Consider the following 17,399-nt stretch of genomic DNA (forward strand, 5'->3'; position numbering starts at 1 on the left):
CTCGGGCGTATATGAATCCGACGCTCACAAAAACAAGAAAACCCCAAACATATCAGGGCTTAAAAATTGTAGCGAGGAGCAGAATCGAACTGCCGACCTCCGGGTTATGAATCCGACGCTCTAACCAACTGAGCTACCTCGCCAGAGGAGCGAAGTTGCTTGTCCCGAGTTATTCGGGAAGCTACCTCGCCAGAGGAGCGAAGTTGCTTGTCCCGAGTTATTCGGGAAGCTACCTCGCCAGAGGAGCGAAGTTGCTTGTCCCGAGTTATTCGGGAAACTACCTCGCCATTTTGAGTTTGCAAATATAAAATTATTATTTTTTTTAGATGATACTAAATCCGATTTTTGGAGTATAATTTTAAATTACTTTAAATCCAATTTTATAACTTTTGCTTTTACCCTTAGAAATAAATCCATATATTGCTTTTCTTTAAAAAACTGATTATTATGAATGATAAAGTAAAATTTGAATTAGAATTCCCTATACAAGCTTCTCCCAGCTTACTTTACCAATATATTTCAACACCTTCTGGACTCAGTGAATGGTTTGCTGACAATATCAACTCTCGCGGTGAAATCTTTACTTTTATCTGGGGTGAAAGCGAAGAACAAGCTAAACTACTAACCAAAAAAAGTGGTGAACGCATTAAACTTCGCTGGGTTGATGATGAAGATACACCTTACTTTTTTGAAATGCGAATTCAAGTTGATGAAATTACTAAGGATGTTTCCTTGATGATTACCGATTATGCTGAAGAAGATGAAGTCGATGAAAACAAAATGCTTTGGGAAAATATGGTTGCCGATTTAAAACAAATATTGGGGTCAAAATAAGCTTATTTTTTTATGATTAACATTAACGGCGAGCTGTTTAAACCAGAAAATGCTCAAATACCTTTTGACAACAGAGGGTTTCAATATGGCGATGCATTATTCGAAACCATTAGAGTGATCAATTCAAAAATCATCTTTTGGGAGTCTCATTATTTTAGATTGATGTCTTCTATGCGACTATTGAGAATGCAGATTCCTTTGCAATTTTCACCTGAATTTTTGGAAGAAGAGATATTAAATCTTATCAAATCAAACCATTTAGATAACCAACCTGCTAAAGTTAAAATCAATATCAGCAGAAAAACTGGTGGGCTTTATTATCCTGAAAATAGAGATATTGATTACTTTATATCTTGTGATTCTATTGAAAATCCTTTTTTTACTCTTGATGATGATTTTTATGAAATCGAATTGTTTAAAGACCATTTTATCAATTCAGGATTGTTGTCAACTTTAAAGACCAATAATAAATTAGTCAATATTTTAGGAAGCATTTACGCTAAGGAAAATGGCTATGACAATTGTTTACTGCTTAATGAAAAAAAATCAGTTGTTGAATTTACTAATGCTAACATATTTTTAGCAAAAGGCAATACTATCAAAACACCTCCAACTTCTGATGGCTGTTTGAAAGGCGTGATTAGAGAAAAATTGATTGATGTAATTGAAAAAACTGAAAAATTTGAACTCAAGGAAGAAAGCATTTCACCTTTTGAATTGCAAAAAGCTGACGAAATGTTTTTGACCAACGCAATTATAGGTATTAAACCAATATCAAAATATCGTAAAAAAGAATACGAAAATACTGTTGCTAAAGAATTGTTGGGTAAACTCAATGTCCAAGCCCGATTGGTTTAGTTATAATTTGGATTATCTGGTGCATTAGACCAAATTAAATATTCACCACCAAGAGACTTTATGGTTTTATTCCAAAAACTGGTGTCTGAACAGCTGATAAGTTCTTGATTTGTGATATCATCTTTTAATATCCAAACCTCGTTGTTGATTTCATCTTGAAGTTGATTTGAAGACCAGCCAGAATAACCAAGAAAAAACTTGATTTGATTGTTATTTACTGCACCTTGATTGATTAATCTTACCACATCTTGTTGCTGACCACCCCAATAAATGTCTTCTGTGATTTTAATTCCACCAGAAATAAGCTCAGGAACTGAATGAATAATAAACAATTTGTCTCTTTCTACTGGACCGCCATCAAACACTTTAAAATCTTTGTGTACATCGTGAACTAAATTTTGCAAACCTTCATTTAAAGGTTTATTAATCATAAAACCAACGACGCCTTCTTCATTATAATCTGCGATGAGTATCACAGCTTTATTAAACGTTATGTCGCCTAACATGCTTGGTTTACCGATTAAAATATTGCCTTTTTGGATTTTTGTATTTGAAATCATTTATGCAAGTTAGAGATTTTTATACAAAAAAAAAGACCTTATTGTTAAAAAAAATAAGGCCTTGAGAATGTTGTGCGTTAAAATTTAGTTTACAGCTTTCTGTAAGTCAGAACCTGCTTTAAATTTTACTACATTTTTAGCAGCAATTTTGATAGTTTTACCAGTTTGTGGGTTTCTGCCTTCACGAGCAGCTCTTCGAGAAACTGACCAAGAACCAAAGCCTACTAAAGATACTCTGTCACCTTTTTTTAAGGCACCTTCTACGTGGTCTAAAAATGATTCTAATGCTTTTTTAGCAGCAGCTTTTGAAACTCCAGCGTCTTCAGCCATCGCATCGATTAAGTTTGTTTTGTTCATAATAATAGTTTTTAAGATTTAATTAAACAATAAACACTTCACAAATTTATATGGAATATCAATCTACGCAAGCCTTTGGCTTATAAATATAAATAATTGTTAATAAATTTAACATAATATTAACAAAAACAACCGTAAATTTTGTTTTAAGTCATTTTAGCAAGCTCATTTATGCTATATCCATTTAATAAATCTGCAGTTTTCAGTAAACGTTTTCCAGAAAGCTTGATTTCTTCAATTTTTATAAAACCATCCTTAACTGCAACAAGCATATTTTTATCTTTTATAGAAATATGGCCATTATGAAAATTGTGTTTTTCTTTTTGAAAACTCACCTTTGAAATTTTGCAATTAGTTTTTTCGCTAATATTATCAAGAGTTGACCACGCCATAGGATAAGGTGAAAGTCCTCTGACTAAATTGTAAATTTCTTTTCCAGATTGATTCCAATTTATCTTAGTATTTTCTTTATTTAATTTTGGTGCTGTTTTTAAATTTTCTTTTTCAGTTTGTGGTTTTAGTTCGATTTTATTTTCAGCTATTTGTTTTAAAGTTTTTAAAACCAATTCCACTCCTTTGGGCAGCATTTTCTCATAAACATCTTTTACGTTATCAGTTTTTGAAATGGGCAGTGTTGTTGTATCAATAATTTGACCTGTGTCAATTTTGTCATCAATAAAAAAAGTGGTTAGTCCAGTTTGGGTTTCGCCATTTATAATCGCCCAGTTTATCGGTGCAGCACCTCTGTAATTGGGCAATAAAGAAGCGTGTAGGTTAAAGGTGCCAAATTCTGGAAATTGCCAAACTTGCTTAGGCAACATTCTAAAAGCCACAACAACAATAAGATTTGGGTTCAATGTTTTGAGCTGGTTTAAAAATTCATCAGATTTTAAATTTGTAGGTTGTAAAACTTCAATATTTTGCTTTTCAGCAAAGACTTTAACAGCAGATTTTTTAAGCTTTCGTCCTCGTCCAGCGGGTTTATCTGGTGCTGTAACCACAGCTGATAACTTGTGCTCACTTTGGTAAATAGCTTCTAACATTGGCACCGAAAATTCTGGCGTTCCCATAAATAAAATTCTAAGTGTTCTCATTTTTTTAAACTATAATGATTATTTGGCTCTACTTTTATTTTTTGATGTGCAAGCAATTCTTTTATCACGACTTCTAATTGATTTTGATTGCAACCTATTTGTTGTAATAGTTCAGATGAAGGTTTTGAAGATTGAGCCAATATATTTAAAACTTTGGTTTCTAAATCTAATGGATTTGATTTTTGTTTTGAAGTTGCGTCCAATTGTTTTATACAGACAGAACATATTCCGCAATTTTCAGGATTTTCTTCGTCAAAGTGTTTTAACAACTGGACTTGTCTGCAATTTGTATCGTTTTGAATATAACTGACAACTGCTTCAATTTGTCTGATTTTTTGTTTTCTATATATTTTAATATGCTTGATATGCATATTGATGCTTCGATCGTCTTCTCTAGGTTGAAGCATTTTTATGCTTAAATCTTGCTCTTGAAGTTTAAGTGTGATAATTTCTCTTGACTCAAGGGTCTTTAAATCTTTTATAATTTTATTTTGATTAACTTTAAGTGTCTTGGCTAAAAAATTTAAATTAATATTAGTCATCAAATCAAAAACACCACCATAAGTTCTTAAAATTAAAGTCATTAAATCTGAAAGTGATTTGTTTTGCCTTAAAAAATTAAATAAATTTTGGTGTGAAATTAAAATCTGCAATCTGGCATTGATCTGATAATTTTGATCAAGACTTATCACACTCAATCGATCTAAAAGTTTTAAAACCTCAAAACTTTGGTTCAAATTTAGATTGTATTTGTGGCAAAATTGATTCAAATTTATATCAAAATCATCGCCTTCGCCTTCGCCATAGGCTATTTGCAAGTAACTCATCAGATGTTTATAAAGTGTTTTAATCGACTTTATATCAGGCAAATATCTTAATTGCATAAACTTCAATTTTTCAATATCAGAATCAATAAAAACTAAAGTCGCTTGTGCCCGTTTGCCATTTCTACCTGCTCTGCCGATTTCTTGATAGTAACTTTCAAGGCTTTCGGGCAAATGCATATGAAATACCAAATCTACATCGGGTTTATCAATGCCCATACCAAAAGCGTTGGTGGCTACCACAACTTTTTTGCGATTGCTCAACCATTGTTCAAGAATATCTTTTCGTTCTTGATTGAGCAAACCACCGTGAAAAGCTGAGGCACTAATCTTATTTTGTTCTAAAAGTGTAGCCAATTCTAAAGTCAACTTTCTACTTCTCACATAAACAATCACTGAAGATTTTGCATTTTTAACCTGCTGAACCAAGGTTTGCCATTTGTTATCTGTTTTTAAAACTTGAATAGCAATATTGGGTCTTTTAAAACTGCTTTTAAAAACTTTTGGATTTTTAAGCTTGAGTTGGGTTTTAATATCGTCTTGAACCTTTTGTGTCGCCGTAGCTGTCAAAGCCATCATAGGCACTTCAGGATGAATTTCTCTCAATTTGTAAATTTCTAAAAAAGCAGGTCTAAAATCGTGACCCCATTGCGAAATACAATGTGCTTCATCTATGGCAATCAAATTGATATTCAAATATTTAAGACGTTCTAATAATAGAGGATTTTGCAGTTTTTCAGGTGAAAGATATAAAAATTTGTATTTGGCATTATTGATGTTGTCAAATATTCTATTCGTGTCATTGTAAGATAAACCGCCTTTAAGATGTATAGCTTTAATTCCTTTGAGCTTTAGGTTTTGCACTTGGTCTTGCATCAAACTAATCAAGGGCGAAATCACAACACAAACACCTTCTTTAGCGAGAGCAGGCACTTGAAAACACATAGACTTACCACCTCCAGTTGGAAAAAACACACAGCAATCCTGTTGATTTAAACTGGCTTTAATAACTTCTTCTTGAAGTCCTCTAAAACTGCTAAATTTCCAGTATTGATATAGTATGTCTTTAGGTTTTTTCATTTTAATTTTAGATGTGACATTAAAAAATTTAGACGCTCTTCAATATCAGAATGTGGCATTTCAATTAAATCATAATCTAATGATTTATAGCTTTTTATCAAATGTGTTTCAATGTTTTTTGCCAGTTGTTCATCTTCGTATCTTTCTTCATCTGAGGTATAAATATTTTTCCAAAAGGGAAACCAAAAAACTTTATCATATCGATATTTCTCATTAGCTAATTTAAATTTTTCAGGATAATGCATTTTTATCATATCGAGATAAGCTGTAATGTCAGGCAAACCTCGATCAATAAAGATTGGCGATTGATTTAAGGCTTTTGCACTTAAAAATTGATGGATTCGTCCGTTTAGAAGTTTTTCGCTAAATAGTAAAGGTTGTTCTCTAAACAAATGTTCAACGCCTTCATCACGAGCTTCTTGAGTGACTTGACGTGAAATTTCATCATAACATGTATAGCCTTTGTCTTTTAAAGCATTAATTACAGAAGTTTTACCCGTAGAAGGTGCTCCAATAAACAGCACGATGGACGTTTGAGAATCAAAAATCATATATTAAATTATTATGATTTGCAAAATAAATATATTTAACAAGACGGCTTGTTTTTAAAATAAAAAGATAAGCTTATATTTGTAAAAAAGTGAGATTTGGATTCTAAAGCTGAAGACTTTTATAATAAACTCGAACAACGATTGCAAGAAACTTCAAATTGGCCAAGTGAATATATTTTTAAATTCATCATACCAACTGATCAAGCTAAGATTGATAAAATTTCAGAAATTTTCAATTATACAGGTGCGGTTATTAAAACCAAAACATCATCTAAAGGAAATTACACCAGTATTTCTGTTCGTTTACATATGAAATCGCCAAACGCGGTAATTCAAAAATATAAAATCGTTGGCTATCAAATAGAAGGTGTTATTTCTTTATAAACTTGCGAAAATCGGATATAAAATAGTAAGAGTTCTCATTACTGTTTAGTTTAATTTTGACAAATCACCAACTAAAATCGCTAGTTTCAATCCTTGTTTTTGGTGGAATTGGTTTTTAAGATATTATGCGATATACCTTATGGAACAACGGCTTGGTTTCAATCCTTGTTTTTGGTGGAATTGGTTTTTAAGACAAAAGAACGCCTGAACATGTAGTTGATTTGCTGTTTCAATCCTTGTTTTTGGTGGAATTGGTTTTTAAGCCGCCAAGCCATTACTGGGACGAATTGTTTAGGGTGTCGTTTCAATCCTTGTTTTTGGTGGAATTGGTTTTTAAGACTACCTACCACGACTTATTGAAATGAAACGAGTATGTTTCAATCCTTGTTTTTGGTGGAATTGGTTTTTAAGTTCAGACTTGAATACGGTTAACTCCCATAATTCCTTAGTTTCAATCCTTGTTTTTGGTGGAATTGGTTTTTAAGTGGTTTAAAGGTAAAACATCACTTGTTGAATTTTGGTGTTTCAATCCTTGTTTTTGGTGGAATTGGTTTTTAAGATAAGATTATTGTTTCTGTCTTTTAAGCCTAATCCAGTTTCAATCCTTGTTTTTGGTGGAATTGGTTTTTAAGACAAAATCACAGCTATTGAATTAACTAAAACTCGATGTTTCAATCCTTGTTTTTGGTGGAATTGGTTTTTAAGTACGAAAAGGACGGCGTTAAAAAATACTTTACACAAAGTTTCAATCCTTGTTTTTGGTGGAATTGGTTTTTAAGTGGAGGAACGTGGGACTATGTTACTGGCGGTTACGTGTTTCAATCCTTGTTTTTGGTGGAATTGGTTTTTAAGTGTCTAAAATCAAATCTCCCTCGCTCGTGTAGTTATGGTTTCAATCCTTGTTTTTGGTGGAATTGGTTTTTAAGCGTTATTTTTTTTTCAAACAATCGCTTGTCTTCCTTGTTTCAATCCTTGTTTTTGGTGGAATTGGTTTTTAAGAAAAAATGTGGGAAATAGAAAGTTTAGAACTTAGTTTGTTTCAATCCTTGTTTTTGGTGGAATTGGTTTTTAAGAAAATAACGGGATTCGGCTATGAAGCGTTGCCGATGTTTCAATCCTTGTTTTTGGTGGAATTGGTTTTTAAGAAATAGAGCCTGAAAAAATAAGGAATGAAAGTGAGAGTTTCAATCCTTGTTTTTGGTGGAATTGGTTTTTAAGTTCTGTTTCAGAAGTTAATGCCACCAGTCCTGCGGTGTTTCAATCCTTGTTTTTGGTGGAATTGGTTTTTAAGCATACTCTCTTATTACAAATTTTGCCCAAGCTTCACGTTTCAATCCTTGTTTTTGGTGGAATTGGTTTTTAAGATAAATGACTTAAATAAAAAAGCAATATGATTGACTGTTTCAATCCTTGTTTTTGGTGGAATTGGTTTTTAAGTCCAAACAATTTACTAAACAGTAAAAAATTAAGTTGTTTCAATCCTTGTTTTTGGTGGAATTGGTTTTTAAGTAGAAGACAAACCTATAATTAATTACTATTCTTTCTGTTTCAATCCTTGTTTTTGGTGGAATTGGTTTTTAAGAATCTTTTATGGAGCTAATCGAGTGTGTTGGTAATTGTTTCAATCCTTGTTTTTGGTGGAATTGGTTTTTAAGCGAACAGCTCCAACAATGCGAACCTTTAAAGCTGAAGTTTCAATCCTTGTTTTTGGTGGAATTGGTTTTTAAGAGGCAAGCGAAAAAGAAACACAAAATTTTAATATAGTTTCAATCCTTGTTTTTGGTGGAATTGGTTTTTAAGAAAAAATGTGGGAAATAGAAAGTTTAGAACTTAGTTTGTTTCAATCCTTGTTTTTGGTGGAATTGGTTTTTAAGCCAAAGATGATTTGAGTTGCTTGCATTGATTTTTGGTTTCAATCCTTGTTTTTGGTGGAATTGGTTTTTAAGATCTGCCGATGTTTCGCCAGATAATATTTTGGCGACGTTTCAATCCTTGTTTTTGGTGGAATTGGTTTTTAAGCGTATATCAACTCATCTTTCATGGGCAAGCGTTCGTTTCAATCCTTGTTTTTGGTGGAATTGGTTTTTAAGTGGTGTAAACAATACGTATTTTGACAAATATGCCAGTTTCAATCCTTGTTTTTGGTGGAATTGGTTTTTAAGAGCGACCAAGTAAGCGACTTTAACCAATATATCTACGTTTCAATCCTTGTTTTTGGTGGAATTGGTTTTTAAGACAATGAAGACAATATCATTAACAAGATTAGAGCCTGTTTCAATCCTTGTTTTTGGTGGAATTGGTTTTTAAGATCCTACTTTTAGCAAGGCTTGGGCAACTTTTATCTGTTTCAATCCTTGTTTTTGGTGGAATTGGTTTTTAAGAGATAACCCTAACATACTTAAAACTTCACTAACTGTGTTTCAATCCTTGTTTTTGGTGGAATTGGTTTTTAAGTGTGTATATAGGTGGTATAGGTCAATTTTTGCCAGAGTTTCAATCCTTGTTTTTGGTGGAATTGGTTTTTAAGAATCCCAACCGCTTCATTTTTGAAGTTCTCCGTCTATGTTTCAATCCTTGTTTTTGGTGGAATTGGTTTTTAAGATGCGTGTTTAGATGTCGATGAATTATAAACCCAATGTTTCAATCCTTGTTTTTGGTGGAATTGGTTTTTAAGTGTCATTTCCTCTTATTTCAATTGACCTTATACCATGTTTCAATCCTTGTTTTTGGTGGAATTGGTTTTTAAGAGTTGTCTGTTATGAAGCTCATATTTTTATATTCTGTTTCAATCCTTGTTTTTGGTGGAATTGGTTTTTAAGCTAACAATGTAGGTGGCGAAGATGCAGCAACTGGATGTTTCAATCCTTGTTTTTGGTGGAATTGGTTTTTAAGAAATAATGGGATTACAATTTAAAGCAGAGATATTTTGTTTCAATCCTTGTTTTTGGTGGAATTGGTTTTTAAGAGTCAACATTGCATTTTAATAGGTATTCTTCATAGTGTTTCAATCCTTGTTTTTGGTGGAATTGGTTTTTAAGATGCACTCATCACAAGATGTATTTGGAATAATATGGAGTTTCAATCCTTGTTTTTGGTGGAATTGGTTTTTAAGAAACGCCATTTTATTACCCTTTCAAACTTAGACATTGTTTCAATCCTTGTTTTTGGTGGAATTGGTTTTTAAGTATCAAAAAAGACCAACTTAGTATAGAAACATTGAAGTTTCAATCCTTGTTTTTGGTGGAATTGGTTTTTAAGCCTAAAAGCATTTGTTCCTTATCGTTAATAGCTTTGTTTCAATCCTTGTTTTTGGTGGAATTGGTTTTTAAGCTCCAAACTTGTTTTTGAAAACAATATTAGTTGGGTGTTTCAATCCTTGTTTTTGGTGGAATTGGTTTTTAAGTGAAGTAGTTGGATTTGTTAGTTTTTCAGGTGTTGGGTTTCAATCCTTGTTTTTGGTGGAATTGGTTTTTAAGTACCATCGCCTTTAATTTCGTCAAACTCAATACTTTGTTTCAATCCTTGTTTTTGGTGGAATTGGTTTTTAAGAAAATACCACCTGCCATTTACTATTGCAATAGTGCTGTTTCAATCCTTGTTTTTGGTGGAATTGGTTTTTAAGCGTGATATAAGGATTAGAATGCTTGACGTCTATTTTAGTTTCAATCCTTGTTTTTGGTGGAATTGGTTTTTAAGTTTCTCTAGCTAAAGCTCTGTTGTTCTGTGCAGCCTGTTTCAATCCTTGTTTTTGGTGGAATTGGTTTTTAAGAATATAATAGCACAAATAATCGTAAATCTTAAACGGTTTCAATCCTTGTTTTTGGTGGAATTGGTTTTTAAGGTGTTGACATTGACACAGCGTTAACAACTATAACGGTTTCAATCCTTGTTTTTGGTGGAATTGGTTTTTAAGAGTGAAATTCACTTACATGTGAGTGTTAAAGTTTCTGTTTCAATCCTTGTTTTTGGTGGAATTGGTTTTTAAGCTTCTAATGATAATCACTTTGTTTGTTAATCATTTTGTTTCAATCCTTGTTTTTGGTGGAATTGGTTTTTAAGGAAAAAGAAATTTTTGAAGTTGCTATTTACGGCTAGTTTCAATCCTTGTTTTTGGTGGAATTGGTTTTTAAGTGGCACCGGTTACTATAGGGTGAACATTACCATTAGTTTCAATCCTTGTTTTTGGTGGAATTGGTTTTTAAGACCAGAACTTCAAGTTGCCTTGCAATTTCAGGAATTGTTTCAATCCTTGTTTTTGGTGGAATTGGTTTTTAAGTTCTGGATTTGATTCAGGCTTTTGTTCCGTTTTTTTGTTTCAATCCTTGTTTTTGGTGGAATTGGTTTTTAAGTGGAATATCACTTATATTTACATTTGGATTATAACCGTTTCAATCCTTGTTTTTGGTGGAATTGGTTTTTAAGCTATTAATTTTTGGCTTAAAATACCAGATTTAAGGTTTCAATCCTTGTTTTTGGTGGAATTGGTTTTTAAGCGGTGTTGGTCATAAAGCAATTAGATTTTATGCAAAGTTTCAATCCTTGTTTTTGGTGGAATTGGTTTTTAAGATAAGAACATCTATAAGTTTGAAAACTGAACCAATGTTTCAATCCTTGTTTTTGGTGGAATTGGTTTTTAAGAAGCTGGAGAGTATTTAGTTTGTGCCGACTTAATTTGTTTCAATCCTTGTTTTTGGTGGAATTGGTTTTTAAGTTTTTCTTTTTATGACAAAGAAAAAAAGGAAAACGTGTTTCAATCCTTGTTTTTGGTGGAATTGGTTTTTAAGATGCAACTGCATCAGATGTTCAACATCAAATTTTAGGTTTCAATCCTTGTTTTTGGTGGAATTGGTTTTTAAGAGTCAATGCCGAAATGCGTAAAGTCAACGCTACCTCGTTTCAATCCTTGTTTTTGGTGGAATTGGTTTTTAAGCTTTTAGAAGCTGATTTAGAAAACTTGAACTACAAGTTTCAATCCTTGTTTTTGGTGGAATTGGTTTTTAAGAATACTACAAAGCGGTTGATGATCTCTTAGAAATACGTTTCAATCCTTGTTTTTGGTGGAATTGGTTTTTAAGAATGGCAAAATACCGGAAGACCATCTTATTTCATTGTTTCAATCCTTGTTTTTGGTGGAATTGGTTTTTAAGTTATATACTCACCAACAAGAAGCCTTTTCTAAGCTGTTTCAATCCTTGTTTTTGGTGGAATTGGTTTTTAAGTACTTGGACACAACGGAACATCAAAGCCAGACCATTGTTTCAATCCTTGTTTTTGGTGGAATTGGTTTTTAAGTAAAAGAACAAATTTCTATTAAAAGATTACAAGCAGAGTTTCAATCCTTGTTTTTGGTGGAATTGGTTTTTAAGTCTATAAGCCAATCGCGTCTTATAATTTCGTGAAGGTTTCAATCCTTGTTTTTGGTGGAATTGGTTTTTAAGTGAAATTGCAAGGGGTTGTTTTTTGTTTTATATATGTTTCAATCCTTGTTTTTGGTGGAATTGGTTTTTAAGTCATTCGCTTGCAGATGGATAAGTTAGATTATCCAAGTTTCAATCCTTGTTTTTGGTGGAATTGGTTTTTAAGTAGAAAAATTAAATGTTCATTTATCAAACGGCTAGTTTCAATCCTTGTTTTTGGTGGAATTGGTTTTTAAGCTGTAAAATATCAACATTAGCAAAACTTGAGACCATAGTTTCAATCCTTGTTTTTGGTGGAATTGGTTTTTAAGAACGCCACGTAATGCGAACGGTCAATTTATGACGTTGTTTCAATCCTTGTTTTTGGTGGAATTGGTTTTTAAGTTTTCATTTGTTGATGTGATTAATTATTTTATCAATGTTTCAATCCTTGTTTTTGGTGGAATTGGTTTTTAAGTTGATATCAACGAATCCACACTTATACGTAACTTGTTTCAATCCTTGTTTTTGGTGGAATTGGTTTTTAAGAAGGCGAGCCCCCGAGCCTACAATCGGGGGAAAAATGTTTCAATCCTTGTTTTTGGTGGAATTGGTTTTTAAGATGAATTTTGGTTTACCTGAAGGTCAGTATCACGACTGTTTCAATCCTTGTTTTTGGTGGAATTGGTTTTTAAGTTCACTTATTCAGCCTTACGTATATGAATGTGATCTGTTTCAATCCTTGTTTTTGGTGGAATTGGTTTTTAAGAACTCAGACAGAATATTTCTTGAAATATTAGATAAATGTTTCAATCCTTGTTTTTGGTGGAATTGGTTTTTAAGTAGGCATCGCTTTTGGTTCTATCCCAGTCTTGGCCAGTTTCAATCCTTGTTTTTGGTGGAATTGGTTTTTAAGTTTCTTTTAAATCAAGTTTTTTAGGCTTGTGGTGTGGTTTCAATCCTTGTTTTTGGTGGAATTGGTTTTTAAGCAAAATGTTCTTTATATTCCACATTTAAACCCGTTCGTTTCAATCCTTGTTTTTGGTGGAATTGGTTTTTAAGTTTCCAAAATGGCTTATGCAAAAACACAACAAAAAGTTTCAATCCTTGTTTTTGGTGGAATTGGTTTTTAAGACAGGCGACAAAAGACCTAATCTCGACGGCTTACTGTTTCAATCCTTGTTTTTGGTGGAATTGGTTTTTAAGCCATCTTCAAGATAGTGGTGCTGTGCAAGGTTACCAGTTTCAATCCTTGTTTTTGGTGGAATTGGTTTTTAAGAGTTTGATATAAAAACAGGAAATGGCATATTGAAGCGTTTCAATCCTTGTTTTTGGTGGAATTGGTTTTTAAGGAAAAAATACTTAGACATCAATGTTTACGAAGCTTTGTTTCAATCCTTGTTTTTGGTGGAATTGGTTTTTAAGTTCCTGTTTTTATATCAAACTGGCCAGCTCACTTAGTTTCAATCCTTGTTTTTGGTGGAATTGGTTTTTAAGTATGCACGCCCATTTTTCTCCACATGATGAAGAAGAGTTTCAATCCTTGTTTTTGGTGGAATTGGTTTTTAAGTTAAACTATCTGATATCAATAAAGTAATTTGATCTAGTTTCAATCCTTGTTTTTGGTGGAATTGGTTTTTAAGAGTGCTTTTGGCTAGTTCTAACCGCTCGCTATCATCGTTTCAATCCTTGTTTTTGGTGGAATTGGTTTTTAAGACAGGCGACAAAAGACCTAATCTCGACGGCTTACTGTTTCAATCCTTGTTTTTGGTGGAATTGGTTTTTAAGCCATCTTCAAGATAGTGGTGCTGTGCAAGGTTACCAGTTTCAATCCTTGTTTTTGGTGGAATTGGTTTTTAAGAGTTTGATATAAAAACAGGAAATGGCATATTGAAGCGTTTCAATCCTTGTTTTTGGTGGAATTGGTTTTTAAGGAAAAAATACTTAGACATCAATGTTTACGAAGCTTTGTTTCAATCCTTGTTTTTGGTGGAATTGGTTTTTAAGTTCCTGTTTTTATATCAAACTGGCCAGCTCACTTAGTTTCAATCCTTGTTTTTGGTGGAATTGGTTTTTAAGTATGCACGCCCATTTTTCTCCACATGATGAAGAAGAGTTTCAATCCTTGTTTTTGGTGGAATTGGTTTTTAAGTTAAACTATCTGATATCAATAAAGTAATTTGATCTAGTTTCAATCCTTGTTTTTGGTGGAATTGGTTTTTAAGAGTGCTTTTGGCTAGTTCTAACCGCTCGCTATCATCGTTTCAATCCTTGTTTTTGGTGGAATTGGTTTTTAAGAATTATTGAATTGACTTGGTTAAATTCGTTAAGCATGTTTCAATCCTTGTTTTTGGTGGAATTGGTTTTTAAGGAATCATCTAAAATTAACCCTTCTAATTCAGGAAAAGTTTCAATCCTTGTTTTTGGTGGAATTGGTTTTTAAGTATGTTGCCTTCATCCGAAACCATCGAAGCAAATGGGTTTCAATCCTTGTTTTTGGTGGAATTGGTTTTTAAGTGAACGCGGACAGCTTATTGCTGATTATGAGATTAAGTTTCAATCCTTGTTTTTGGTGGAATTGGTTTTTAAGCCGATTTTTTGCTTGTTGCTTGTTTTTACTATACTTTTCACTGTATTTACCTTTCTTAAAATCATATTTTCTAGTATGTCAAAGAACTTAATTTGTTGTTTTTTTGATGTTGTTCCGTATTCTAAACTGACTTTTATCGTTGACATTACACTGTATTTTTATTGGCTTTAAAATAAATTTGTCCTCGGAAAACTTATTTAATGCAAATATTTCTATAAGTGCAATTTAAACATCTTTTTTTATAACTTGTTGCTCTTGGAAATTTATTTTTACTTATGATGTCAGTCATTGCTTTCATACTGTCTTGTATTTTTTGTTTATCTTTTTTTGAGACTTCTACTTCAATAAGTTTATGCTGACTTCTTATATAGACCAAGAAACCTTTATTAACTTTTGACTTAAAATTTTTTTCTATTAAAACGGCATAACAAAATAGCTGTTGCTTATAGGTTTCATACACTTTGTCTTTCCAATGAGCAAATTTATAATCTAATGGAGCAAAATTTCCGTCGTTCAATTCTAAAACCTCATCAACTTTGCCTCTTAAGCCTTCAATACCGAGATATTGGTCAAGGTATTTGTTTTTCACTCCTATTTTCTTTCTTAGATATGCTTTATTTTGTTCTAGTTTTTTGTTGTGTATTTCTCTTCCTCTTTGAACTTTGTAAAATTTATCTTCCTGCTGTGGAATGCGTAACACATACTCAAAATAGGTGTATCTTGGGCAATATAGATATTCAATGATTTGTGATGGATAAAAGCTTAGCATTAGAAAAAAAGAGATTTAATTTCGTCGGTCACCAGTTTATCGTCAAAGGCTTGTCCTAACATACTACATTCTTTAAGCTGTTCTTTGTTCATTCTGAAAATATATACTTTATCGGTATCTTCATTAATAACTTTTTCTATTTGTAGTTCTAATGTGTCTTTTTCATTGGCATTCATAGTCCCAAGAAAACATGAGTATTGCACTCGATATAGTCCTGATTTAAGACAAGCTTTGGATACAAAATTTCTTGCACCGTCGTTTTTTATGTCGTATAAAACCCAGATAATCATGTTGTTTTGTTTTTATAAGTTTCAATGTGAATGGCTGAATGAAATTATTCTAAATAGCAAAAAACATTCAAACATTCTACCATTCTACTATTCAAGCATTCTCTTACTCATACATTTCAAAACTCTCTTAGTATCTACTCAATCAAGGTATTTGCAAACCGATGTGCATCTAACTGCATAGCGTTCATTCTGGTTTGCAATCTGCCTTTATATCTTATTTTATCACTATCGATATAATCTAAAAAAGGTCCAACAAAAAAAGCTTTGCCATCTTCGTTTAGTGAAATACCAGCTTTGAACGTGTCGAAATAGCTTTTGTTGATTTTCTTTCCTGTAAAAAGCCTAAATATAAAGCGTTCTGCGTGAATGCGATAGGATTCGATATAATCAAAAACTAGGCTTTTTGAGTTGTAATCGTCTCTGTGCATAAAACCGATGTATGGATCTAATCCTGCCAACATTAATGCCCGTTCGGTTCGGCTGTACAAAATTCCATAGCCATAATTTAGCATTGCATTAAATTCATCTTGAGCGGGTCTGAAACTTCTTCCTTTAAAGGTAAAATCATTTGGCATACATTTGGAAAGTGCATCAAAATATTGTCGCCCAGCAGAACCTTCCCAACCTCGGAATGATTCGGCTATATCATTGACATTTTCTGCTTTTTTTTGTTGAATTTTTTGACGGTATTCTAAAATATTTTCAATGGCGTTATTGAGTTCTTGATGCAATTTTTTACGATGCTTTTTTAAATCTTGTAAAAAATCGGCTTGATTTTCAAGTTTTTGGCTTAACCAATTTTTTACCCATTTTAAGCCTTCTTGATTTAAAGATGCTTCAAGTTGTTTTTTTCTAATCTTTGAAGTGCTACCGAGTTTGCTGTGCCAAAACCTGCCCATAGGATGACCGTTGTTTTCTACAATCACAATATCAATATTGTGTTTCAGAGCTAATGCAATAGCATCGGTAGATAGTGCCGCTCCTTTTGAAATCACAAAAGATGTAATTTTGTGGGCTGCAATGTGATTGATTTTTACAGGTTTGGTTTTGTCTTCACGAATCTTTATTTCAAACATCTCGTCTTTGACGTGAAGATAAGTGCCGTATGTGTTGATAAATATTTGCATTATTGTTTTTGAATTGTTCCAAAACCCCTCGAAACGGACTTGCCTAAGCCTATGTCATCTGGAAGTAAAGCGTTTAAAATAAAACTACCCGTAAATGCCAACATACTTTTATCTTTAAACTTGGTTTGTTTTTGTTTTACATCTAATTTTGTCATCAATCTTTCATTTGGTTTTAATTCAACGCCGATGTTTCTAAACAGGCTTAAAACATGACCGATTACAATACGTTTGAGCATGTCTTCCTTTTCGGTTTCGGTTTTAAATGCTATGTATTTTTGATGATTGTTTTGGTTAAGTGCAAGCCAAAGGGTTTTAAATTTGTATTCATTTAAATCTTTTGAAAATCCAACTTCATAAGCCTGATTGCTGATATTTTTAGAATGGATGACATAATTTTTGCCATCTATGTCTAATTGATTGATTTTTAAAAACAATTGGGTTAGCAATTCACCGCCTTCATTTATACCGACCAAAATAGGGGTTTTGTCAATGACTTTATACTGCACTAAAGGATAGCGATAACGTAAACTGCCATCTTCATAATGGTTGCTTAGCAGTGGTGAATGTTCTTTAAATAAGAGCCCAAAATATCCGCGTAATTTGTGAGCATCTCTGGTTCTTAATTCTATTTCAGGAAATTGAACTTTGCAAATTTGGATGTTTTGGGTAGAAACTTCTGACATCT

12 protein-coding genes, 1 tRNA gene and 1 CRISPR repeat array are annotated in these 17,399 nt (G+C 32.5%); of the genes, 3 read left to right on the forward strand and 10 right to left on the reverse strand.

Annotated elements, in window-relative coordinates; translation table 11 throughout:
• Nucleotides 1–69 precede the first annotated feature (69 nt).
• Nucleotides 70–143, reverse strand: a tRNA-Met gene (locus ACSSV5_RS01145).
• A gap of 304 nt (nt 144–447) precedes the next feature.
• Here ACSSV5_RS01145 and ACSSV5_RS01150 point away from each other — a divergent pair.
• Nucleotides 448–834, forward strand: coding sequence for an START-like domain-containing protein (locus ACSSV5_RS01150; RefSeq protein ID WP_211065413.1), 387 nt, complete (start codon nt 448–450; stop codon nt 832–834).
• A gap of 12 nt (nt 835–846) precedes the next feature.
• Nucleotides 847–1,692, forward strand: coding sequence for an aminotransferase class IV (locus ACSSV5_RS01155; protein WP_454244437.1), 846 nt, complete (start codon nt 847–849; stop codon nt 1,690–1,692).
• Here ACSSV5_RS01155 and ACSSV5_RS01160 read toward each other — a convergent pair.
• From ACSSV5_RS01160 to ACSSV5_RS01180, 5 genes are all read right to left on the reverse strand, one after another.
• Nucleotides 1,689–2,252 carry a YqgE/AlgH family protein gene (locus tag ACSSV5_RS01160; protein ID WP_454244438.1) on the reverse strand — a complete coding sequence of 188 codons (564 nt, stop codon included), beginning with the start codon at nt 2,250–2,252 and terminating at the stop codon, nt 1,689–1,691. The two genes, ACSSV5_RS01155 and ACSSV5_RS01160, sit on opposite strands and share 4 nt — an antisense overlap.
• Before the next feature lie 84 nt (nt 2,253–2,336).
• The gene (locus ACSSV5_RS01165; protein ID WP_125086043.1) at nt 2,337–2,609 is read right to left on the reverse strand and encodes an HU family DNA-binding protein; all 273 of its coding nucleotides are present in this window, start codon (nt 2,607–2,609) and stop codon (nt 2,337–2,339) included.
• 146 nt (nt 2,610–2,755) lie between these two features.
• Nucleotides 2,756–3,703, reverse strand: a complete 948-nt coding sequence (gene fmt, locus ACSSV5_RS01170) for a methionyl-tRNA formyltransferase (protein WP_454244439.1) — start codon at nt 3,701–3,703, stop codon at nt 2,756–2,758.
• Nucleotides 3,700–5,607 carry a RecQ family ATP-dependent DNA helicase gene (locus tag ACSSV5_RS01175; RefSeq protein ID WP_454244440.1) on the reverse strand — a complete coding sequence of 636 codons (1,908 nt, stop codon included), beginning with the start codon at nt 5,605–5,607 and terminating at the stop codon, nt 3,700–3,702. The genes fmt and ACSSV5_RS01175 overlap by 4 nt, the downstream gene beginning before the upstream one ends.
• On the reverse strand, nt 5,604–6,158 hold the full coding sequence (locus ACSSV5_RS01180) for an AAA family ATPase (RefSeq protein ID WP_454244441.1): 555 nt from the start codon (nt 6,156–6,158) through the stop codon (nt 5,604–5,606). The genes ACSSV5_RS01175 and ACSSV5_RS01180 overlap by 4 nt, the downstream gene beginning before the upstream one ends.
• Before the next feature lie 96 nt (nt 6,159–6,254).
• Between ACSSV5_RS01180 and ACSSV5_RS01185 the strand changes: the two genes are divergently transcribed.
• Nucleotides 6,255–6,542: a DUF493 family protein gene (locus tag ACSSV5_RS01185; protein ID WP_211065420.1), complete on the forward strand. Its 288-nt coding sequence runs from the start codon at nt 6,255–6,257 to the stop codon at nt 6,540–6,542.
• 83 nt (nt 6,543–6,625) lie between these two features.
• Nucleotides 6,626–14,528: a CRISPR direct-repeat array (repeat unit 37 nt; unit sequence GTTTCAATCCTTGTTTTTGGTGGAATTGGTTTTTAAG).
• Between the two features lie 193 nt (nt 14,529–14,721).
• Here ACSSV5_RS01185 and cas4 read toward each other — a convergent pair.
• From cas4 to ACSSV5_RS01205, 4 genes are all read right to left on the reverse strand, one after another.
• The gene (gene cas4 / locus ACSSV5_RS01190; RefSeq protein ID WP_454244442.1) at nt 14,722–15,297 is read right to left on the reverse strand and encodes a CRISPR-associated protein Cas4; all 576 of its coding nucleotides are present in this window, start codon (nt 15,295–15,297) and stop codon (nt 14,722–14,724) included.
• Entirely contained in the window at nt 15,297–15,587 is a 291-nt protein-coding gene (gene cas2 / locus ACSSV5_RS01195; RefSeq protein WP_211065422.1) for a CRISPR-associated endonuclease Cas2, read from the reverse strand. The genes cas4 and cas2 overlap by 1 nt, the downstream gene beginning before the upstream one ends.
• Before the next feature lie 134 nt (nt 15,588–15,721).
• Complete coding sequence (gene cas1 / locus ACSSV5_RS01200; RefSeq protein WP_454244443.1) at nt 15,722–16,714, reverse strand: CRISPR-associated endonuclease Cas1; 993 nt, start codon at nt 16,712–16,714, stop codon at nt 15,722–15,724.
• Nucleotides 16,714–17,397 (reverse strand): CRISPR-associated endonuclease Cas6, encoded by a 684-nt coding sequence (locus tag ACSSV5_RS01205; protein WP_454244444.1) that lies wholly within the window; start codon nt 17,395–17,397, stop codon nt 16,714–16,716. The genes cas1 and ACSSV5_RS01205 overlap by 1 nt, the downstream gene beginning before the upstream one ends.
• Nucleotides 17,398–17,399 lie beyond the last annotated feature (2 nt).

This window comes from Psychroflexus sp. MBR-150 (assembly GCF_053628795.1).